Annotated in this window: 26 protein-coding genes; 14 read left to right on the forward strand and 12 right to left on the reverse strand. The window is 63.6% G+C overall.

Features of this window, described 5'->3' with window-relative positions:
* Positions 1-81: 81 nt before the first annotated feature.
* Complete coding sequence (locus tag H7C86_RS01120; protein ID WP_019744725.1) at positions 82-993, reverse strand: UTP--glucose-1-phosphate uridylyltransferase; 912 nt, start codon at positions 991-993, stop codon at positions 82-84.
* A gap of 59 nt (positions 994-1,052) precedes the next feature.
* Between H7C86_RS01120 and H7C86_RS01125 the strand changes: the two genes are divergently transcribed.
* The 4 genes from H7C86_RS01125 to mscL all read left to right on the forward strand — a co-directional run bounded on the left by H7C86_RS01125 (position 1,053) and on the right by mscL (position 3,400).
* Entirely contained in the window at positions 1,053-1,631 is a 579-nt protein-coding gene (locus H7C86_RS01125) for a 5-formyltetrahydrofolate cyclo-ligase (RefSeq protein WP_182260958.1), read from the forward strand.
* 111 nt (positions 1,632-1,742) lie between these two features.
* A complete protein-coding gene (locus tag H7C86_RS01130; protein ID WP_003946378.1) occupies positions 1,743-2,054 on the forward strand; it encodes an FmdB family zinc ribbon protein in 312 nt (103 codons plus the stop codon).
* A 77-nt stretch (positions 2,055-2,131) separates the two neighbouring features.
* A complete protein-coding gene (locus H7C86_RS01135; protein ID WP_182260959.1) occupies positions 2,132-2,878 on the forward strand; it encodes an SAF domain-containing protein in 747 nt (248 codons plus the stop codon).
* A 99-nt stretch (positions 2,879-2,977) separates the two neighbouring features.
* Positions 2,978-3,400, forward strand: coding sequence for a large conductance mechanosensitive channel protein MscL (mscL, locus tag H7C86_RS01140; protein WP_019744728.1), 423 nt, complete (start codon positions 2,978-2,980; stop codon positions 3,398-3,400).
* Positions 3,401-3,460: 60 nt separating this feature from the next.
* On the opposite strand, the gene H7C86_RS01145 is transcribed toward mscL, so the two are convergent.
* The 9 genes from H7C86_RS01145 to mrf form a co-directional block, all read right to left on the reverse strand.
* The gene (locus H7C86_RS01145; RefSeq protein ID WP_019744729.1) at positions 3,461-3,637 is read right to left on the reverse strand and encodes a hypothetical protein; all 177 of its coding nucleotides are present in this window, start codon (positions 3,635-3,637) and stop codon (positions 3,461-3,463) included.
* A gap of 6 nt (positions 3,638-3,643) precedes the next feature.
* Positions 3,644-4,141 carry a molybdenum cofactor biosynthesis protein B gene (locus tag H7C86_RS01150; protein WP_176720912.1) on the reverse strand — a complete coding sequence of 166 codons (498 nt, stop codon included), beginning with the start codon at positions 4,139-4,141 and terminating at the stop codon, positions 3,644-3,646.
* Between the two features lie 80 nt (positions 4,142-4,221).
* On the reverse strand, positions 4,222-5,721 hold the full coding sequence (locus H7C86_RS01155; protein WP_259349012.1) for a S1C family serine protease: 1,500 nt from the start codon (positions 5,719-5,721) through the stop codon (positions 4,222-4,224).
* Between the two features lie 226 nt (positions 5,722-5,947).
* A complete protein-coding gene (locus H7C86_RS01160) occupies positions 5,948-7,327 on the reverse strand; it encodes a HAMP domain-containing sensor histidine kinase (protein WP_020908630.1) in 1,380 nt (459 codons plus the stop codon).
* Between the two features lie 65 nt (positions 7,328-7,392).
* Complete coding sequence (locus tag H7C86_RS01165; protein WP_003946387.1) at positions 7,393-8,079, reverse strand: response regulator transcription factor; 687 nt, start codon at positions 8,077-8,079, stop codon at positions 7,393-7,395.
* Between the two features lie 70 nt (positions 8,080-8,149).
* Entirely contained in the window at positions 8,150-8,761 is a 612-nt protein-coding gene (locus tag H7C86_RS01170) for a trimeric intracellular cation channel family protein (protein WP_003946409.1), read from the reverse strand.
* Between the two features lie 18 nt (positions 8,762-8,779).
* A complete protein-coding gene (gene rpmF, locus H7C86_RS01175) occupies positions 8,780-8,953 on the reverse strand; it encodes a 50S ribosomal protein L32 (protein WP_007727540.1) in 174 nt (57 codons plus the stop codon).
* Complete coding sequence (locus tag H7C86_RS01180) at positions 8,953-9,207, reverse strand: type B 50S ribosomal protein L31 (protein WP_003946367.1); 255 nt, start codon at positions 9,205-9,207, stop codon at positions 8,953-8,955. The genes rpmF and H7C86_RS01180 overlap by 1 nt, the downstream gene beginning before the upstream one ends.
* Positions 9,204-10,457 carry a ribosome hibernation factor-recruiting GTPase MRF gene (gene mrf / locus H7C86_RS01185; protein ID WP_021345156.1) on the reverse strand — a complete coding sequence of 418 codons (1,254 nt, stop codon included), beginning with the start codon at positions 10,455-10,457 and terminating at the stop codon, positions 9,204-9,206. Before mrf ends, H7C86_RS01180 begins: the two co-directional genes overlap by 4 nt.
* Positions 10,458-10,561: 104 nt before the next feature.
* Here mrf and rpmB point away from each other — a divergent pair, with 104 nt between their 5' ends.
* From rpmB to H7C86_RS01220, 7 genes are all read left to right on the forward strand, one after another.
* Positions 10,562-10,798, forward strand: coding sequence for a 50S ribosomal protein L28 (rpmB, locus tag H7C86_RS01190; protein WP_020908631.1), 237 nt, complete (start codon positions 10,562-10,564; stop codon positions 10,796-10,798).
* 4 nt (positions 10,799-10,802) lie between these two features.
* Positions 10,803-10,967, forward strand: coding sequence for a 50S ribosomal protein L33 (rpmG, locus tag H7C86_RS01195; protein ID WP_019744734.1), 165 nt, complete (start codon positions 10,803-10,805; stop codon positions 10,965-10,967).
* A gap of 2 nt (positions 10,968-10,969) precedes the next feature.
* Positions 10,970-11,275 (forward strand): 30S ribosomal protein S14, encoded by a 306-nt coding sequence (rpsN, locus tag H7C86_RS01200; protein WP_182260961.1) that lies wholly within the window; start codon positions 10,970-10,972, stop codon positions 11,273-11,275.
* 9 nt (positions 11,276-11,284) lie between these two features.
* On the forward strand, positions 11,285-11,542 hold the full coding sequence (gene rpsR, locus H7C86_RS01205) for a 30S ribosomal protein S18 (RefSeq protein WP_003946414.1): 258 nt from the start codon (positions 11,285-11,287) through the stop codon (positions 11,540-11,542).
* Positions 11,543-11,671: 129 nt separating this feature from the next.
* Complete coding sequence (locus H7C86_RS01210; protein ID WP_019744736.1) at positions 11,672-12,607, forward strand: AEC family transporter; 936 nt, start codon at positions 11,672-11,674, stop codon at positions 12,605-12,607.
* Positions 12,608-12,626: 19 nt separating this feature from the next.
* A complete protein-coding gene (locus tag H7C86_RS01215; protein WP_020908633.1) occupies positions 12,627-13,091 on the forward strand; it encodes a hypothetical protein in 465 nt (154 codons plus the stop codon).
* 152 nt (positions 13,092-13,243) lie between these two features.
* Positions 13,244-14,605: an NAD(P)/FAD-dependent oxidoreductase gene (locus H7C86_RS01220; protein ID WP_020908634.1), complete on the forward strand. Its 1,362-nt coding sequence runs from the start codon at positions 13,244-13,246 to the stop codon at positions 14,603-14,605.
* A 36-nt stretch (positions 14,606-14,641) separates the two neighbouring features.
* On the opposite strand, the gene H7C86_RS01225 is transcribed toward H7C86_RS01220, so the two are convergent.
* Complete coding sequence (locus H7C86_RS01225) at positions 14,642-16,159, reverse strand: PucR family transcriptional regulator (RefSeq protein ID WP_020908635.1); 1,518 nt, start codon at positions 16,157-16,159, stop codon at positions 14,642-14,644.
* A gap of 169 nt (positions 16,160-16,328) precedes the next feature.
* Here H7C86_RS01225 and H7C86_RS01230 point away from each other — a divergent pair, with 169 nt between their 5' ends.
* The 3 genes from H7C86_RS01230 (at position 16,329) to H7C86_RS01240 (ending at position 20,272) form a co-directional block, all read left to right on the forward strand.
* On the forward strand, positions 16,329-17,759 hold the full coding sequence (locus H7C86_RS01230) for a gamma-aminobutyraldehyde dehydrogenase (RefSeq protein ID WP_020970345.1): 1,431 nt from the start codon (positions 16,329-16,331) through the stop codon (positions 17,757-17,759).
* Between the two features lie 90 nt (positions 17,760-17,849).
* Entirely contained in the window at positions 17,850-18,749 is a 900-nt protein-coding gene (locus H7C86_RS01235) for a universal stress protein (RefSeq protein ID WP_020970346.1), read from the forward strand.
* Positions 18,746-20,272, forward strand: a complete 1,527-nt coding sequence (locus H7C86_RS01240) for an APC family permease (protein WP_007727566.1) — start codon at positions 18,746-18,748, stop codon at positions 20,270-20,272. Before H7C86_RS01235 ends, H7C86_RS01240 begins: the two co-directional genes overlap by 4 nt.
* Here the strand turns inward: H7C86_RS01240 and H7C86_RS01245 are convergent.
* The gene (locus H7C86_RS01245; RefSeq protein WP_019744741.1) at positions 20,269-20,886 is read right to left on the reverse strand and encodes a TetR/AcrR family transcriptional regulator C-terminal domain-containing protein; all 618 of its coding nucleotides are present in this window, start codon (positions 20,884-20,886) and stop codon (positions 20,269-20,271) included. The genes H7C86_RS01240 and H7C86_RS01245 overlap by 4 nt on opposite strands.
* Positions 20,887-20,964: the final 78 nt, after the last annotated feature.

Raw genomic sequence — 20,964 nt, forward strand, 5'->3', positions numbered from 1 at the left:
AGCTCATGATGCCTTGCCTTCGAAAAGGGACAAGCACATTGATACTGCGTTATCGGGCGATCAACCACCGTGGCGACACGCTCAGCGGTCGAGCCGATCCGCGAGCCACTTACGCAAGGACGGACCGTAATCGTCGCTGTCGAGTGCCAGGTCAACCGAAGCGCGGAGGTACCCGCCGGGGTTGCCCAGGTCATGACGCGTTCCGCGGTGCACGACCACGTGAACCGGATGACCCTCGGAAATCAGGAGAGCGATGGCGTCGGTGAGTTGCAACTCACCGCCGGCTCCCGGCTTGATGCGGCGAAGTGCGTCGAAGATCGCACGATCGAGCAGATAGCGACCCGCAGCGGCAAAGGTCGACGGCGCGTCTTCCACAGCCGGCTTCTCGACCATGCCGACGACCTTGAGGACGTCGGGATTGACCGCGTCGGGAACGATCTCGACGTCGAAGACGCCGTAAGCGCTCACTGCGTCCTTGGGAACGTCGATTGCACAGAGAACGGATCCGCCGCGCTTGGCCCGAACTCGCGCCATGATCTCCAGGACGCCACGCGGGAGTACGAGATCATCGGGCAGAAGGACCGCGATGGCATCTTCGTCGTCGTCGAGAACCGACTCGACGCAACCGACTGCGTGCCCGAGGCCGAGGGGCTGCTCCTGAATCACGGAATCGACTTCGAGCAAACCCGGCGCTTTGCGCACCTTTGCCAGGGCAGCAAGTTTTCCGCTCGCTTCCAGCTTGCTTTCGAGCACGAGATCCTCGACGAAGTGCGCAACCACTCCGTCTTTGCCCGGGGACGTCACGATGACGAGCCGCTCGGCTCCCGAGTCCGCAGCTTCACCCGCCACCAGTTCGATACCCGGTGTGTCCACGACCGGCAGCAATTCTTTCGGAACCGTCTTGGTGGCAGGCAGGAAACGCGTACCAAGTCCGGCTGCGGGAACCACGGCCGTACGGAAGGCCCTCGTGCTGCTAGCGACAACGTCTGTCATGCCAACACCTTAGCCGCCGCTTGTTACCGCTCGGTCAGCACGACGAATATCGTTGCGGGGTGACACCTCAGACAAAAGCACAATGGCGACAAATCGCACTCGCAGCACGTGATGCAGTCTCCGAGCACACTCGAAATACGGAAACTGCGGCGTTGATCACGCACATACGTTCAGTGATTGTCGACGGCTCAACCGTCTGTGCGTACGTCCCCACCCGCACCGAACCAGGATCCACCGACTTGCTCGACGCCGTTGCCGAGATCGCGCAGCGTTTACTACTTCCGATCACCGGGGAACCCGGACCGTTGTCCTGGGTTCAATACAGCGGTGCCGACGGTTTACGCCCCGCGAAGTACGGCATTCGGGAGCCCGCCGGACCCGTCCTACCACCGGAAACCCTGTCCGACGTGGAATGCATGCTGATCCCTGCTCTCGCGGTGGATCTTCGTGGAACACGCCTCGGCCGCGGCGCAGGCTTCTACGACCGGACGCTCGGGTCGGTCGGACCGCAGACTCGGCTCGTGGCAATTGTCAGAGACTCCGAACTCGTCGAGACCTTGCCTGCCGACGACCACGACATTCCGATGGGATGGGCATTGACGCCGAGCGGCGGTCTCACGCGGCTCCAAGGCGATTGATCTGCGGGAATAGATCCCTGATTAGCGCTGTTGGCACTGTCACTTGTAGAGTGCTAAAGGCTGCGGTGTAAATACGCGGCTGCTCGAACATCACAGTGCGGAGGAAGCCCGGTGCCCACCTACTCATACGCATGTACGGAATGTGACAACCGTTTCGACATCGTCCAGTCCTTCAGCGAAGATTCGCTGACGGTCTGCCCAGCTTGCTCAGGCAAGCTCCGCAAGCTGTTCAACTCTGTTGGCATCGTGTTCAAGGGCAGCGGCTTCTACCGCACCGACAGCCGCGGCGGCTCCGGGACTGCGAGCGAGCCCGCCAAGAGTGATTCGGCACCCGCTGCGAAGTCCGAGTCCAAGTCGGACTCCTCTTCGACATCGAGTTCGTCGACCAGCACGCCGGCGCCCGCGAAGGCTGCCGCAAGCTGATTTCCACAACCTCCGGGTTGTCCACAGTTTCACATCGTTAGGGCCGGAAGCACCGCTTCCGGCCCTAACGTGCATGAATGCCGTCAGCACGTTCTCGCTCGCCGAGGCGCTCCGATCCACTGCGCGCCCAACTCGATCTCACCCAGAGCACCTTCGATCGCGTCGTCGAACTGACGCGCGGCACTCGGTTCCGCACGGCGACAGTCCGCAAGATCGCAGCCGTTGCGCTGGCCACACTCGGCGTTGTTCTCTTCTTCCGAGGCGATCCCGCAACCGATACGGTCGCCGTAGTTGTCTCGAGTCGCGATCTCACTCCCGGACAGGTGATCGCGGATTCGGATGTCGAGATCCGAGAGATCGACTCGAAACAGCTTCCCGAAGGAGTTGTCTCCGATACCGACCTGGTAGTCGGGAGAACCGTTGCCGGCCCGATTCGCTCCGGAGAAACCGTCACCGACGTGCGCGTTCTCAGCCCACGGCTGGCCGGGTTGTCCGTAGGAACCGACGACGCCCGTATCGTCCCCGTCCGATTGGCCGATGCAGCCGTCGCGGATATGTTGCGCAGCGGGGATGTCGTCGACGTACTGACCGTCGGCCCTGACACATCCCGCACTGACACATCCCACCCCGACACACCCAACGAATCAATTGCCGACAAGGCCCCGCAGATTCTTGCGGCGGGAGCAGTAGTCGCGCTGGTCACCACGTCGGAAAGTACACGTAACCAGCAGGAACAGGTGATTCTGCTGGCTCTGCCGACACCGGCAGCCAACGTCGTTGCCGCGGCATCCCTGTCCAATGCGATCACCGTGACATTCCGCTGACCGCACAAAGCGTCCGAAGCTCCTCTAGGATTTTTCCAGTCGGTTCGGTATCAACGGACCATCTGGCACTTGCCATCGGAGACTCGAGGGGACACCGACATGCTCAAGGGATTCAAGGATTTCCTGCTTCGCGGAAACGTGCTCGACCTGGCCGTCGCAGTCGTCGTCGGCGCAGCCTTCACCGCCATCGTCACGGCATTCACCAGCAACATCATCAATCCGCTCATCGCCGCAATCGGCGGTTCAAACGAGTTGGGCTGGGGCCGCGAGATCATCTCCGGCAATCCGGAAACCTTCGTGAATATCGGCGCTGTGGTCACCGCGATCATCAACTTCATCATCATCGCGGCGGTCGTCTACTTCGTGCTGATCGTTCCCGCGAATGCGGCGAAGAAGAAGTTCGTCTCCGAGCCCGAGGACAAGGAAGCCAGCGAAACCGATCTGCTCATCCAGATCCGCGACATCCTCTCCGCCAATGCCGGTGGCGCCGACACGGGAGCCCACGCCAAGACGCTCGAATAGGCAGCGCTCACAGAACAAATCAGGCCCTCGGACATTGTGTCCGAGGGCCTGATTTACTTCTCAACCGCCGTGGTGCGGGGGCCGCTGACTGCGCAGCCAGTCGTCGTCCGAGGATCGCGAGGAACCTTCAGGCCCCCGCTCGTCCGACGTCGTCTCGGGAAAGACGTCCCCGAAGATGCGTGCCAGGCGCTTCTTGTCGACTGGCGGCTTCTTCGGGGTATCTGGTTGCTCCGACAAGCTGTCTCAGCCCTCGAGGCTGGACAGCTCGGCGATGACGTGACTCGCCAAAGCCGTCAGGGTTGCCATGCCGTCGCGAATTGCCGGCCTGGTCGACGCCAGATTGGCGACCACGGTGCTTCCCGAAACCCCGACGAGGCCGCGGGACAATCCTGCTTCGAGCGATCCGGCCGACAGACCGGAAGCGCGAAGTGCTTCGGCAATTCCCGGGATCTCGCGATCGAGAACCTCTGCGGTCACGTCGGGAGTCACATCACGCGGGGATACCCCGGTACCGCCGACCGAGATGACGAGGTCGACGCCACCGATGACTGCGGTGTTGAGAGCGTTGCGGATCTCCACTTCGTCGGCGGCGACGGCGACCGTCGCATCGACGAGAAAACCCGCTTCGTTCAGCAGTTCCGTAACCAGTGGACCGATGGAGTCGGTGTTGTCGCCGTGGGCTGTGCGATCGTCGACGATGACGACCAGAGCGCGGCCGGCCGATGTGGCTTCGAGTTCCATGACTCCTACCGTAGTGTCCGATCCCGACGCCGTTGCGATCTGGCCGAAGATCGGGTCGATCGTCTGCTGATCGCCGAACATCATCGGCCGCCCTGCGCTGCCGCGGTTCCCAACGTGACGTCGACGGTCTTGGTCTGCCCGCCGTCGCTGTACGTGATCGAGACCTTGTCGCCGGGAGCATGTGAACGCACTGCCGCGATCAGCGAATCGCCATCTGCGACAACACGATCGTCGACTTTGGTGATGACTGCACCCTTCGGGATACCGGCCTTGGCGGCCGGCCCGTCAGCAGTGACATCCATGACGGTTGCGCCGTCGGCGTTGTCCTGCGACGGCACGGTCACGCCGATCATGGCCTGAGTCGCCTTGCCGGTCTTGATCAGTTCGTCGGCGACGCGGCGTGCCTGATCGATCGGGATGGCGAAACCGAGGCCGATCGAACCGCCCTGTGTACCCGACGAGGCTCCGAGCGAGGCGATCGCCGTGTTGATCCCGATCAGCTGGCCGTCCATGTTGACGAGGGCGCCGCCGGAGTTGCCGGGGTTGATCGCCGCGTCGGTCTGCAGAGCGTCGATGACGGTGTTCTGGTTGCCGGACTCGCCGCTCGTGGACACGGGGCGATCGAGTGCGGAGATGATGCCCTCGGTGACCGTGCCGGCAAGGCCGAGCGGGGACCCGACGGCCACAACCTGCTGTCCGACCTGAACGTCGCCGGAGTTCCCGAGATCGATGGGGGTGAGGTCGTTGCGGCCGTCGACCTTGATGACGGCGATGTCCGAGACGGGATCGGCACCGACAAGGGTGGCCGAGGCCTTGGTTCCGTCGGAGAACGCGACGCGAAGTTGCGCTCCCTGAGCACCGGCAACGTGGTTGTTGGTCAGGATCAGACCGTCGGAGGACAGGATGACACCGGAACCCTCACCGCCCTGACCCTGCGCGGTGGCCACCTCGATCTGCACGACGCTCGGCACCACCTTCGAGGCAACGGCCTGAACCGAGCCGGCGGGAGCGTTGGACGTGTTGGTCGCAGTGGGCTTCGGAGCGTTCAGAGAGTTGGTGACCGTCGCGGTTCCACCGTTGCGGTCCGCGACGACGGCACCGACCACGCCACCGACACCACCACTGACCAGGACCAGGGCGAGAGCGCCGGCAACCAGCGCCATGCGTCCCGACTTCGGCCTTGTGGTGGTCGAACCGGAGTTCGGCCCCTGTAGCGGTGCGGGGATCTGGTTGTGGCCGCCCGGACCGTTCGGGCCGCCGGGGCCACCAGGGTTGGGTGCGCCGTACGGGGCGCTCTGCTGGTACGCGGCCTCATGGGCACCGTGCGGGTGGCCGAAAGCCTGCGTGGGCTGCTGCGGCGCCTGCCCGAAGGCTTCGGTGGGTCGGCCTTCGGTGGGTCGGGCTTCAGTGGGTCGAGCAAAGGATTCGGTCGGCTGGTACGGCTGCTGAGGCGCCTGCCCCTGAGGCTGCTGTGGCGGCACGGGAGGCTGTGCTTGAGGTGCTGTCGGCTGCGCCTGGGTGGTGGGCTCGCTGTTGGGCTGCTCGGGCCGGGTCGGCCCGACGTTACGGTCCTCGGTCATCGGCTCGCTTTCGTCTACGGTGACCACCGGACGGGCAGTCACAACTGTTCTGCCGACAATGCTGCCTTGCGCTGCTGAGAAGGCGCTGAGACGTGCCTGTCACTTTACCCAGAGTTCGACGTGAAAATCCGGTGTTGTCGGTTCGGCGCGAAAGACTCTCGGGCCGAACGCATTAACTCGTGACGACAGTCACCGAAGTACGGGACCAACGGGTCTACAGAACACGCTACTCGGCACTCGGCCCTGGTTCGCCGGGAAGCACGATACGAACAAGCGCTCCCCCACGATCGGATTCGTCGATCGCGATGGTGCCGCCGTGCTTGACGACGACCTGACGCACAATCGCAAGTCCCAGACCCGATCCCGGCATCGAACGTGCCGCGGTCGACCGGTAGAAACGATCGAACACCAACTCCCGATCCTCCTCCGGAATGCCGGGTCCCGCATCACTTACGGTCAATTCCAACAATCCTTGGCCGACCGGACGCATTTCGACGCGTACCTGTTCGCCCTTCGGACTCCATTTCGCAGCGTTGTCGAGGACGTTCAGCACCGCACGCGACAGGCCCGCTTGATCTCCGTAGACGTACCACGGAGTGGTGACCGCTTCGAACTCGATTTCGTTGCGCCTGCGCCGCGCTCGTTCGAGCGCACGCTCGACGACGTCGCTGACGTCTACGCGCTCGTACACGGTTTCGGGCGCGTCTTCGCGGGCCAGATCGACAAGGTCACCGACCAGAGTCGACAGTTCCTCGATCTGCGCGACGACGTCGGCACGAAGTTCCGCCATGTCCTCGTCGGGAATCTGCGGCGCACCGGGGCGACTGGACGCGATCAGCAATTCCATGTTGGTACGCAACGAAGTCAACGGTGTGCGCAACTCGTGTCCGGCGTCCGCAACGAGGCGCGACTGACGCTCACGAGACTCGGCGAGCGCCCGCAGCATCGTGTTGAAACTCTCTGTCAGGCGCGCTAATTCGTCGCTGCCGGTAACGGGGATCTGCGTCAGATCGTCGGTCCGTGCAACGCGTTCGGTGGCGGCAGTCAGCCTGGCGATGGGCCGTAAACCGGTGCGGCCCACGGTAGTACCCGCCACCGCAGCAAGTATGACGCCACACCCGCCGACCACGAAGAGAACCCAGGCCAGCCGATCCAGTACCGCAACGGTCGGCGCGAGCCGCTGACCGATCACCAAAGTGCTTCCGTCATGCGTCCGTTGAGCCAGCACTCGCTGACCGTCGACGGTTCGCAGCGAAGAATCCGATTCACCACGCGCAACGGCATCTTCGGCCTCGCCGATCGGCACGTCGGAACCGGGCGGCTGGTACGTGCTCAGGTCCGAGAAGATCAGGGCCACACTGATGTCGGTGGTGTACAGCGTCGCACCGGAGATGTAGCGAGGATCGAATCGCACGACATTGCTGTCGATGAGCACCGCCGCCCTGGTACGCAACTGGTGATCGACGTCCGCGTAGAGCGCACGCGAAACCACCGCGTACGCCGCGATCGCCATGACTGCGACGGCAATGGCCACCACCGACGCAGCGAGGAGCGTCACACGCCAACGCAATGACACCGAACGGGTCAGTGGCATCGGCGGGCGCATTTCGACGGACGCTTGGGTGGTGGAGGATTTCTTCGGTTCGGCGTTCTTGCCGAACGGAGCGGTGATCACGGAGGCGTCTCCCGCAGGACGTAGCCGACTCCGCGGACAGTGTGGATCAACCTCGGTTCGCCGTCGGCTTCCGTCTTGCGACGCAGGTAGCCGACGTACACCTCGAGCGCATTGCCGGACGTCGGGAAGTCGTACCCCCACACCTCTTCGAGAATGCGTCCACGGGTGAGCACGCGACGCGGGTTGGCCATGAGCATTTCGAGGAGGGAGAACTCGGTGCGGGTCAGGCTGATGGATCGCTCTCCGCGCTTGACCTCACGGGTGACCGGGTCGAGGGTGAGGTCCTCGAAGGCCATCATTTCGGAATCGGCGTCCAGATCGGGCGCGGTGCGACGCAGTAGTGCACGCAACCTGGCAAGCAACTCTTCCAAAGCGAAGGGCTTGGGCAGGTAGTCGTCCGCTCCGGCATCGAGGCCGGCGACTCGCTCGCTGACCGAATCGCGGGCGGTGAGCACGAGGATGGGCAGGTCGTCGCCGGCACTGCGAAGACGTCGGCACACTTCGAGTCCGTCGAGTCGCGGCATCATGACGTCGAGCACAACGGCGTCTGGCCGGTTGGCGAGGATCTTCTCGAGTGCGTCGAGCCCGTCGACCGCGAGCTCGACCGTGTAGCCGTTGAAGCTGAGCGACCGCCGAAGCGACTCGCGAACCGCCCGGTCGTCGTCGACCACCAAAATACGCATACCGACAGTTTGGACTGAAGTGCTGAGATGCGGCTGAGAGGGTCCGATTCCGGCCTCCGGCGTGTCGCGGTCAGTCCCGGGTTCGCCTGGGCCCGGGCAGGCTCCAATGACGCCATAACGCAAGCAGTCTGAACACCGCGGCGAACGCCGTGCCGCACACCAGCGCGGCGTTGGTGGACAGTCCGGCTTGCGAGACTGTGACCACCAACGCAGCGCCGAGCAGTGCGGGAACCGCGTACAGGTCTTTGTGCAGAAGCAGCGGTACCTCGTTGACGAGGACGTCGCGGATCACTCCGCCGCCGATCGCCGCGGTCGCACCGATCAATGTCGCCGCCAGCGAACTGGCGTTGTTGTCCAGCGCGATGACGGCGCCGGTACTCGCGAACAAGCCCATCCCCAGTGCGTCGAGCGCCAGGATTTCACGACGCAGCCGATTGAGCGGCTCGTGTAGGTAGAACACGGCGAGTGAGGTGGCGGCGGCCGTTCCGAAGTACGGCCAACTGCTCAGCGAACTGGGCGGATGGACGCCGAGAAGGACGTCGCGGACGATACCGCCGCCGATGCCGGTGAACACACCCACCGAGCACACCCCGAAGATGTCGAGTCGCTTGGTGACGCCCACCAGGGCACCCGAGGCCGCGAACGCCACGATGCCCACCAGTTCGAGGATCCTCAGCAGCACCGGCCAAGGATCGCACGGTCAGATGCGGCTCGGGTCGATCACCCCGAGCCGAACTGCTTTGACCAGTCGCCGAGGAACCCGGTGGGTCTGGCCGAAGGCCGTGACCTCGACCAGATCGGGTGCCGTCGCCTTCCACTGGGCACGGCGACTGCGGGTGTTGGAACGCGACATCTTCCGCTTGGGAACGGCCATCAGAGTGCCTTGCGCTTTCCGTAGCGACGCTCGAACTTCTCGACGCGTCCGGCGGTGTCCATCACTCGTTGTGCTCCGGTCCAGAACGGGTGCGAGTCGCTCGTGACGTCGACGACCAACAGCGGGTATGTGCCGCCGTCTTCCCATTCGACGGTGCGCTCACTCGTCACGGTCGACCGGGTCAGGAAGCTCTTGCCGGTGCTGGCGTCCTGGAACACCACGGGGTGGTAGTCGGGGTGCATCTGCTTCTTCATTCGTTTCCCTCTCGCGTTGATTCGGTTTCGGCATAAGGTGATTCGGATTCGTCGCACGGGTCTTCGTGGAACTCTCCGAACGGGTCTTCCCAGGTGGTCCACGACGCTTCGTCGGCCAACTCCTCGTCGGTGACCAGGGCGTGCTGCAGTGTTCGGTCGATCTCGAGCGGGTTCGCACCGCACGTCAGAACGACCATCGAGGTGTCACGGTCGCCGAAACGCTCGTCCCATTTCAGGGCCGCGAGCGCACGGCGCTCGGCTGGAACGCGCTCGCGTTGCTGCGGCGTCATCGCGGCCAGCCAGGTGTCCGCGCTGGCAACTCGCAGGCCACCGCCCGCCGATTCGAGCCAGAGCGCTTCGCCCGGTTGCGTCGCCACCCAGACGCGCCCGCGGGAGTACACGACACCTTCGAGCAGGACGTCGATCGCCTCGTGCAGACGCCCGGGGTGGAACGGCCGGTTCGCAGTGAACTCGACGAGCATCACGCCGCCGTCGTCGTCGAGCGGCGGCTGACGACGCAACAGCGGTGAGTGAGCGTCGGCCAGCTCACCGCGTCGCGCATCCGCAGGCACCTCGAGGAGCAGTGCCTCGATGTCGTCTCCCTCATCGAAGACGGGTACGCGCGGAGCAATGCGCGCGAGAACCGCGTTCAAGCGGGACCGCTGCCAGCCGTCGAGTCCATCGGACCCGCGCAGTACGAGAGCGTCGGCGAAGTCGACCTGCCCGACGACGACCTGAGCCAGGGTGCGGTCGTCGTCGAGGGCTTCGTCGCCGGTGGCGTCGGCAAGCCAGGTCTGGGCGTCGATGCACGTCACGACGGCGTCGACGCGGCAGTCACGCTGCGCCGGTCCGTCCAATTGGCCGACGACGCCGGTCACGACGACATGCTCGATCGCCCAGCACAGCGCTTCGGGTTCGAGTTGGCGGTCAAGCAGCAAGACGATCCGCTGAACCGAACTGTGCGAGTGAAGGCGACGCAGCAGCGGCAGCAAGTCTTCGCGCAGGGTGCAGGAGACGCAGCCGTGCGCGAGCTCGAGGATCGTCTCGCGTTCGGACACCGTCCCGGCAGACCCGGTGCCCCCGGTCATCGAGGTGACCGTCCGCCGGACCACCCCTTCACGGACGTGGCTCAGGTCGTGGTGAACCAGAACAGTTCCGGTTCGCAGCAACGCTCGTGCGGTGTGTGGAGTGGATTCGCTCATGCCGGCGACCAGGACCAGCGGAGTCCTGCCGTCCAGGATCGTGTTCACAGCGGACCTTTCTGGGAATGATTGTCATTACCGGGGATGAACGCTACATTGATCTCACCGCATTGTCGAAAATGATTGTCATCTGCAAGTTGAAAGGAACACCCATGTCGGCTCACTGCCAAGTGACCGGACGTGTGCCGGGGTTCGGAAAATCCGTCTCGCACTCCCACAAGCGTTCGAATCGTCGCTGGAACCCGAACATCCAGCGCAAGACATACGTATTGCCCAGCGAGGGTCGTCGCATCACGCTCACCCTCTCGACCAAGGGCATCAAGACGATCGACCGCGACGGCATCGAATCCGTCGTCGCCCGGATCCGCGCGCGCGGCGAGAAGGTCTGAGCAGATGGCACGCAACGAGATCCGCCCGATCGTGAAACTCAAGTCCACGGCGGGCACCGGGTACACGTACGTGACCCGCAAGAACCGTCGCAACGACCCCGATCGACTCGTACTGAAGAAGTACGACCCCGTGGTGCGCAAGCACGTCGATTTCCGAGAAGAGAAGTAGGCATGGCCAAGAAGTCCAAGATCGCCAAGAACAACCAGCGACGGGTCATCGTCGAGCGATACGCGGAGCAGCGATCGGCGCTCAAGGAGACAATCCGCTCCCCGAAAAGCTCACCCGAGGAGCGCGCGACGGCCCAAGCGACCCTGCAACGTCTACCACGCGACGCCAGTCCGGTACGATTGCGCAATCGAGACGCTGCGGATGGACGTCCGCGCGGCCACCTGCGGAAGTTCGGGCTCTCCCGGATTCGCGTGCGAGAAATGGCGCACCGTGGGGAACTGCCTGGCGTACACAAGTCGAGCTGGTAAGGAAGTCGGATGGCAGTCAAGCGTTCACCGTCGAAGAAGCCACGCCCCGTAGAGGGTCGTAAGCCCAAGAAGAACCCGTTGTTCGCAGCGAAGATCACGCATGTCGATTACAAGGACATCAACTTGCTTCGCACGTTCATCTCGGACCGCGGCAAGATCCGCAGCCGTCGCGTCACGGGCCTGACCCCGCAGCAGCAGCGTCAGGTCGCCGTTGCAGTGAAGAACGCACGCGAAATGGCGTTGCTCCCCTTCACCGCCGCACGGTAGTCATACGTGCTCGGTAGTCACACGTAGAAGTACCGAAGAGGTCGCGCAGTCACTCGACTGCGCGGCCTTTTTGTTGCCCGGACTAAGATTTCCCGAAGTCGTTCATTCCAGTCGAGAGGTGCCCGCAGCGTGTCGGGAGTTGTTGCGGGTTTCACCGTCATTTTTGTCGTCATCGCGGTCGGGTATCTGCTCGGCCGTCTCGGCACCCTCGGTAGCCAAGGACAGTTCGTTCTCGGTCGACTCGTCTTCTTCGTCGCGACCCCCGCCCTGCTGTTCACCACCCTCGCGTCGTCCGATCTGTCGGTGATCTTCTCGCCGACGCTCGCGGTTGCGTCGGCTACTGCCTTTGCCGTCGGCGCTCTGTACGTCGTCGTTGCAAAGATCTGGCTCAACCGGCCGCTGCCCGAACTGACTATCGGCGCGCTGTCGGCGTCGTACGTGAATTCGGCCAACCTCGGAATCCCGATCGCGGTGTTCGTGCTCGGCGATGCCACCTTCGTCGCGCCGCTCCTGCTCTTCCAGATCGTCGTGTACTCCCCGATCGCCTTGACGATCCTCGATCTCACGGCATTGCGGGGCGAAGCCGAAAAACTGTCACTGATCGACACTGTCACCGCTCCGTTCAAGAATCCGATCGTGCTCGCGGGCGCTGCGGGGTTGATCGTGGCGTTGATCGGTTGGGTACCGCCGAGACCGCTGATGCAGCCTTTCGAATTGATCGGCGCCACGTCGGTCCCCGGCGCACTGCTGGCATTCGGGCTCTCGTTGTACGGCGTACGAGTGCTCGAGAAGGGCTCCAGTCCGCGCCGCGACGTCGCGCTTGCGTCGACCCTCAAGATCGTCGTCCAACCGGTGCTGGCTTACCTGATGGCGCACTTCCTCCTCGGCATCGACGGCCATCAGTTGTTCGCCATCGTGGTCGTCTCGACGTTGCCGACGGCACAGAACGTCTTCATCTATGCAAGCCGATATCGGCGCGGAATGGTCCTCGCCCGAGACAGCGCCTTTGTCACCACTTTGGCGTCGATACCGGCGATTGCGCTGGTCACGGCGCTACTCGCTTGAGCAGGGTTACGGTGGATTCATGCGTGTACTAACCCTCGCCGTTCTGGCCTGCCTTGCTGTGGCCGGATGCTCCGTCGGGGCCCAGACAACGGGGCCGGTTGCTGCGCCGAATCCGATGGCGGCCAACGAAGCAAGTCCCGCCGACTGGTCGCTCGGAACCCCCGTTCCCGACGAGGTCGACGACAGCGAGATGGGCACGGAGTTCGACAGCCGCACCGACATCGTGGGTGCGGCGGCCACCATGTTCGAATCGTGGTCCGAGGTCGACGATCACACGGTGGCAGTCCACTTCGTGACCGGCACTCCGGAGTGCTACGGCGCGTACGCAACCGTCGAAGAGACTGATACGACGGTGATCGTCACGCTCCGAACCGGAGCATTGCCGGAGGCCGCGGACAAGATGTGCATCTTGGTTGCCGTGTTCGGCAGCCTGGACGTTCCGCTGAGCCGACCGCTCGGCGATCGCCACGTCATCAACGGCTAGCCGCGCCTAAACGGCACAAGATCAACGATCGAACACTCCGTTTCGTCAGGTGTGGTGTGCGTCTCGTCGGGACAGACTGAAAACCGACACCCGTGCACTCGCTCGTCGGCAGCTTTCGACTCGAGCGGTGCTCAACATGAAGGAGCTCGCAAGTGCCTACTCTCCAGAGAGACGTTGCAATCGTCGGCGCCGGCCCCTCTGGCCTGGCAGCTGCAACCGCGCTGCGCAAGGCCGGTTTGACCGTCGCTGTGATCGAAGCGCGCGACCGCGTCGGCGGCCGCACGTGGACCGACACCATCGACGGAGCAGTTCTGGAAATCGGCGGCCAGTGGGTCTCCCCCGACCAGACCGCGCTGATCTCCTTGCTCGACGAACTCGGTCTGAAAACTTTCGAGCGCTACCGCGAGGGCGAGTCCGTCTACATCTCGTCGGCAGGTGAGCGGACGCAGTACACGGGTGATTCCTTCCCCACGAACGACACCACGAAGAAGGAGATGGACCGTCTCATCGACGAGATGGACGATCTCGCAGCACAGATCGGCGCCGAGGAACCGTGGGCACATCCCCTCGCCCGCGATCTCGACACAGTCTCCTTCAAGCAGTGGCTGATCAATCAGTCCGACGACGCCGAGGCACGTGACAACATCGGCCTCTTCATCGCCGGTGGCATGCTCACCAAGCCCGCCCACTCGTTCTCTGCCCTGCAGGCCGTACTCATGGCCGCTTCGGCAGGCTCCTTCTCCCACCTCGTCGACGAGGACTTCATCCTCGACAAGCGAGTGATCGGCGGAATGCAGCAGGTATCGATCCGCATGGCGGAGGCTCTCGGTGACGACGTCTTCCTCAACGCACCCGTGCGAACGGTGAAGTGGAACGAATCCGGTGCAACGGTGTTGGCGGACGGCGATGTTCGCGTCGAGGCAAGCCGAGTGATCCTGGCCGTGCCGCCCAACCTCTACTCCCGGATCTCGTACGATCCCCCGCTGCCGCGTCGTCAGCACCAGATGCACCAACACCAGTCCCTCGGCCTCGTCATCAAGGTGCACGCGGTGTACGAGACGCCTTTCTGGCGCGAAGCCGGCCTCTCCGGCACCGGCTTCGGCGCGTCCGAGGTAGTGCAGGAGGTGTACGACAACACCAACCACGAGGACGATCGCGGCACCCTGGTCGCTTTCGTCTCCGACGAGAAGGCCGACGCGATGTTCGAGCTTTCCGTCGAGGAGCGTAAGGCCACGATTCTGGCCTCACTTGCCCGCTACCTGGGCCCGAAGGCCGAAGAACCTGTTGTGTACTACGAATCCGACTGGGGCTCGGAGGAATGGACCCGCGGTGCGTACGCGGCGAGCTTCGACCTCGGTGGCCTGCACCGATACGGCGCGGATTCCCGCACACCCGTCGGCCCTATCCACTTCTCGTGCTCCGACATCGCGGCCGAGGGGTACCAGCACGTCGACGGTGCTGTTCGGATGGGGCAGCGAACCGCCGCCGACATCATCGCCCGCAGCAAGGCCTGACGGCCACTTTGCCAAGTCTCGATCATTGCCCGGCAGTCACGACTGCCGGGCAATGATCGAGAGCAGCAGTTCCGCACGAACTCTCGCTACCTCGAGTCGACAGTCGATCAAGCTCTCCACCTTCGCCATTCGGCTTCGCAGAGTGTGCCGGTGGACGCCCATCGTGATGGCTGCCGCTTCCCAGTGCCCGTTGGCCTCGAGAAATGCCCGCAACGACGCCAGCAGTTCGGTGCCGTTGTCACGGTCGTAGTCCTCGATCGGTGTGATCATCGTTTCCGCCAGCGTGTTGAGCACTTCACGCGTCGAATCGAAAGACAGCAGCACACTTCCGGTCAGCGCCGCGAATTCCAAAGGCTCGCCGCCGATTTCCGCGGCAGACGCACACAGCTGAGACTGCTCGACGGCGACCGCCAGCGCAGCGACCACCCGTCGCGCGCTCAAGCCGACTCGAAGCGCGCGAAGATCCGACCTCGATACCCCACCCAGTAGCTCTCGGGCGAACTCGACGTCGTCGGTTCCACGCAGCAGCACCGTGACGCGAGTGTCGTTGATCCGCGAGAACAACTGCCGCCCTGCCTTGTTCATGAACTCGGCAATCTCGACTCCGACGCGTCCCGCTACGTCGGACGTGTCGGCAAGAACTGTCAACCCTCGGATCATTCCCTCGCCGTCGGCGGCTTGCCGGATCTGTTGCCACGCCGGTGCCGGGTCGCGGTCTTCGGTGAGCAGCAGCCCGAGGGCATGCGAATTCAACTGATCCTGAGTGGCGCGCAGGCGCGCAGGTTTCTCGAAGTCCAACGCCAGCAACGAGTTCGCGTGACCGAGCAGTATCTGATCGACGTAGCTGAGCGCCGAAGCACTGATCACCGCCAGGTATCCGTACGGCGTTCGCCCGACGCTGATCTGCTGCACCGCGATCGACGCTCCAGACCTTGCAAGCGTCACGCTGCTGGATGCGCCGCCCCCGAGAGTTGCTCGCAGTTCGTCGATCACGTCGGCCGTCGGCAGTTGAGGTGCGCTCTCGAGAACTCGTCCGGCGACGTCGAGAAGAAGCACCGTCGCCGAGGTTGCGATCGCCAGTTCACGCACGGTTGCGGCAGTTCCGCCGGAAATGACGGCACGCGTCATCCGCGGTTGCGCCCGCGACGCCCGGAGGACAGCTTCATATTCCTGCTCTGCCAACCGGCTCATAACGCGCTTGACGACGGCAGCAAACGGCGTCGGCAGCGGCACCTCGATCAGCGGGAGTCCGATCTCGTCGGCGACGGCCACCAGATCGGCCGGGACCTCGGGGTACGACAGCCCGGTTCCGAATCCCACCGCCGCCACACCCGCCGCATCGAGCATCCGGAGATAGCGGCCGCGCTTTTGCTGAGTGGACGGCAATCGGATGCCGGTGGTGAGGATGAATTCGCCGCCGGTCAACCATCGAAACGGGTCGAGCAGCTCCGTGGCGTGCGCAAATGTGATCTCGCGACCGACACCCCGCGCCCCACCTTTGAGTTCCAGCGCGAGATCCGGCTGCGCCAACATCCACCGCACAGCGATCGTCATGGGCAGGACTGTACAACTCGGCGCGTCGGGGATCAAAGATTTCACCTTTTTGGCAGCTGCCTTTACTTGTGAGTCAGCGCACACTTGCTCACACACGCCCCACAAAGTGCGAGTTCCGTGCTGATCACCTCGGCCGGAACTCGTTCGACCTCGAGAGGAACCGGTACCGATGTCGATCGTCGTACTCGAGAACTACATCAACGGTGAATTCGTCGCCTCGGCCGCGACGGAAACACTCGACCTGATCAACCCCGTGGACGAGAGTGTGGTCGGGCGTACGCCGGTCTCCACCAAGGAAGACGTCGACGCCGCCGTCGAAGCAGCACAGCGCGCATTCGAGACCTGGGGTAAGACGACACCAAGCGTGCGGCAGGCCGCACTCCTCAAACTCGCCGACGCCATCGAAGCGCACAGCGACGAAATCGTCGCAGCCGAAAGCGCCAACACCGGCCAGGCCCACCAGATGATCGCCGACGAAGAGGTCAAGGTCGGAGCCGATCAGATGCGGTTCTTCGCCGGAGCCGCACGACTTCTCGAGGGCAAGGCGGCCGGAGAGTACATGGAGGGTTTCACCTCGTACGTCCGTCGTGAGCCGATCGGCGTCGTCGGTCAGGTCACTCCGTGGAACTACCCGTTCATGATGGCGCTGTGGAAGATCGGGCCCGCCCTCGCGGCCGGCAACACGATCGTCCTCAAGCCCAGCGACACCACACCGGGCAGCACGCTGGTCCTGGCGAAGCTCTCGAAGGGCATCCTGCCGGACGGCGTGTTCAACGTCGTGCTCGGCAACGGCGGAACCGGCGCGACGTTGGTGGAGAACCCGGCCCTCGGTCTCGTCTCGATCACCGGTTCGGTGCGGGCGGGCATCGCTGTCGCCGTGTCCGCAGCGCAGCAACTCAAGCGCGCGCACCTCGAACTGGGCGGCAAAGCGCCGGCGATCGTCTTCGGCGACGTCGACATCGAGAAGACCGCCACCGGTATTGCCGAGGCAGCGTTCTTCAACGGTGGCCAGGATTGCACCGCGGCCACTCGCGTGATCGTTCACGAGTCCGTCCACGATCAGCTCGTCGAAGCCCTCGTCCGGAACGCCGAGAAGCTGCGCCCCGGCGCGCCTTCCGATCCTGATGCTTTCTACGGCCCGCTCAACAACATCAACCACTTCAACGCCGTGAGCGACAAGATCGCGAACCTGCCGGCGTCGGCCAAGATCGTTACCGGCGGAAAGCGTTCGGGCGAAACCGGATTCTTCTTCGAGCCGACCGTCATCACCGGCGTCGCGCAATCGGACGACATCGTGCAGGAAGAGACTTTCGGTCCCATCCTCACCGTCCAGAGCTTCTCCGACGAGAAGGAGGCGATCACGCTTGCCAACGACGTTCGGTTCGGCCTGGCCTCGAGCATCTGGACCAAGGATCACGGTGTCACGCAACGCGTCTCCGCCGCTCTCGACTTCGGTGCGGTGTGGATCAACTGCCACATCCCGCTCGTTGCCGAGATGCCGCACGGCGGCTTCAAGTACTCCGGCTACGGCAAAGATCTCTCGGCATACGGAGTCGAGGACTACACCCGTCTCAAGCACGTCATGAGTTCGCACGACTGAGTTGCCACCCCTCCTGCTGTGCGCCTTTATTAACCCCCCGCGGTTAATAAAGGCGCACAGCAGATTCCTCCAATCCGGAAAAGAGCCACCATGCGCCTTATCGTCGGATACCTCGCCACACCCAGCGGTAAAGACGGGCTGGTCCTCGGGGCCCAGCTCGCGCGCAGTCTCGGCGCGCAACTCGACATCTGCATGGTCCTCCCACCGGATCGGACACTGCCGGCCAAGGTTCCCTCGGAAGCCGGCTACGACGACATTCTCGCCGCACGTGCACACGACTGGCTCGCCGAGGCGAAAGCATCGGTGCCCGAGGACATCCAGGTGGAAGTACACCTGAGCTTCCACGAGTCGTTTGCTCAGGGCCTGCTCGACGAGGTTGACCGACTGAGCGCGCTGGCGATCGTGGTGGGAGCTTCCGGCGACGGTCTGCTCGGCCGTCACGCGATAGGTTCGGTCTCGACCGAACTGCTGCACTCCGCCCACGTCCCGGTAGCACTGGCGCCTCGGGGAACGCGGCATTCGGCGGCTACCGCAATACGAGAGGTCACCTGCGCGCTCGGTACCCGCGTCGGCGCCGACGTCGTCTTGAACACCGCCGTACGTACCAGTGAACTGATGCAGGTTCCGCTGCGACTGGTCTCGCTCGTGGCACTCGACCCCCAGAACGATCTGCGCGATCACCGCGACACCGCCGAGTCCGCCAGGGAGCGTGCACGAAATCACGCTCAGGACACGCTTGACATCGCAAGAGCGGCGCTCCCCGCCGAGTTCCCCATCGAGGTCATCATCGCCGACGGTTCAACAGTGGAATCCGCAGTGCGTCAACTGGACTGGCAAGACGGCGACCTCGTGATGGTCGGTTCCAGCCGTCTCGCGCAGCCCCGCAAACTTTTCCTGGGCTCCACCGCCGCCAAGATGCTGCGCGTGCTGCCCGTTCCCATGGTCGTAGTGCCCAAGCACGAATTCACCCAGCCGGAGGCACTGTCATGACCAGCACCGAACTGAGTTCCAAAGGACTCGCTACCGGCAAGATCGGCATGATCTCCGGCGCCGTACTCGGAATCTCCTCCGTGGCACCGGGTTACACCCTGACCGCCAGTATCGGATTGATCGTCGCCGCGGTCGGCCTCAAGATGCCCGCCATCTTCATCGCCGGCTTCATCCCGATGTTCCTCACCGCGTACGCGTACCGCGAATTGAACTCCGACACACCTGACTGCGGCGCGTCATTCACGTGGTCCACCAAGGCATTCGGACCGTACGTCGGTTGGATGTGCGGCTGGGGCATGGTCATCGCCACCATCATCGTGCTCTCGAACCTTGCTGCCATTGCCGTCGACTTCTTCTATCTGTTCATCGCGCGGGTGGTCGACAATCCGTCGATCGCCGATCTGCCGGGCAACAAATTTGTCAATGTCGGCACCACACTCGTCTTCATCGCCCTGGCCACGTGGATAGCGAGTAGAGGAATCACTACCAGCGAGCGCGTGCAGTTCGCACTCGTCGGCTTCCAGATGGTGCTGCTGGTCGTCTTCGCCGTCGTTGCACTGGTTCACGTTGGCGCCGGCGATGCCCCGGCCGGATTGTCCTTCGACCTGAGTTGGTTCAACCCGTTCAGCGGACTCGCCATCGGTGCGTTTGTCATCGGACTCACCGGATCGATCTTCGCGTTCTGGGGCTGGGATACCTGTCTCACGCTGGGCGAGGAGTCGAAAAACCCCAAGAAGACCCCAGGCCGCGCCGGTTTGCTCTGTGTCGCAACCATTCTCCTGACCTACCTGCTGGTCGCCGTTGCCGCGATGATGTACGCCGGCGTCGGCGAGGAAGGCCTCGGTCTCGGCAATCCCGACAACTCCGAGAACGTTTTCGGCGCTCTGGCCGACCCGGTCCTGGGCAACTGGGGCGGAATGCTCCTCTTCCTCGCAGTCTTCGTCTCTTCCGTTGCGAGCCTGCAGACCACGTTCCTGCCCGCCGCACGAACCATGCTCGCCATGGGCGCATACGGAGCTTTCCCCAAGAAGCTCGCCGAGGTCTCGCCTCGATTCCTGGTGCCGTCGTACGCCACCGTCGTGGCCGGCGCGGTAACCGCAGTGTTCTACAGCGTCGTCACGTTCCTCTCCGAAAGTGCGCTGCTCGACACGATCGCCGCCCTCGGCATCATGATCTGCTGGTACTACGGCATCACGGCATTCGCGTGCGTGTGGTACTTCCGCAAGACGCTTTTCGAGAGCGTACGAAACTTCGTCTTCCGGCTCGCGTTCCCACTCATCGGTGGTCTCATGCTGCTTGCGGTGTTCGTCATTTCGGTCCAGGAGAGTATGAATCCGGACAACGCCAGCGGAGCATCCATCGGCGGAATCGGCCTGGTCTTCTTCCTCGGCTTCGGAATTCTCATCCTCGGCGCGGTACTGATGATGGTCATGCGAGTGCGCAATCCCGAGTTCTTCGAGGGCAAGACCCTCAACCGCGACACGGAGGCTCTGCGCGACGAGAACGACCTCAGCGTGTCCTAGGAGACAGTAGGTTCGGGGGCCTGCGCGATCAGGCCCGCCATCAATACGCGCAAGCCGAATTCGAAGGCGGCGTCGGCACGTTCGGGATTTTTCCCGGATGTTGCCAACGCCGCCTTCATCGCGTCGTTAGCCTCGGGCCCCGACGCCCACTGGACATCCGGCGCCGCCAGATCCAATGCCGAACCGAGAACAAAACTGTCGACGGTTGTGATTGCGTGCAGCGTTTGAGCCGGGTCGAAGCCACCATCGGCGAATGCCTGCGCCAACGCGTTGTACAGGGTGAACGCCACACCGGCCTGCACCGTCTGGGCGGTGAAGAGCGGAATCAGGCGAGGATGTGCTGCGTAGCTTCGCCGGTACTCGGCTGCCAGCGCAGAGACGGTCTCGCTCCAGGATCCCGAGGCCGACTCCACGTCGATTCCCGCCATCAGCTGAGCCCTCATCAGTTCGACGATCTCGGCCCGTCCGGAAACGTGGTTGTAGAGCGACGACGGTCGCACCTTCAGTCGTGCGGCGAGTCCCGGCATGGTGAAGTCGCCGGATTCGTCCACCGACTCGATCGCTGCCTCGGTGATGATCGCCGGTGAGAGCAGTCGTTGCGATGGCCGCGGCATATGTCCTCCTGTAGTGATCCACACCGTTCGGGGCGCCGCAAAAAACAATTCCTCGAAAGTCCTTGATCAATCAGCGCT

The sequence above is a fragment of the Rhodococcus sp. UFZ-B548 genome, from assembly GCF_903819475.1.
In the GTDB taxonomy this organism is placed as follows: domain Bacteria; phylum Actinomycetota; class Actinomycetes; order Mycobacteriales; family Mycobacteriaceae; genus Rhodococcus_F; species Rhodococcus_F erythropolis.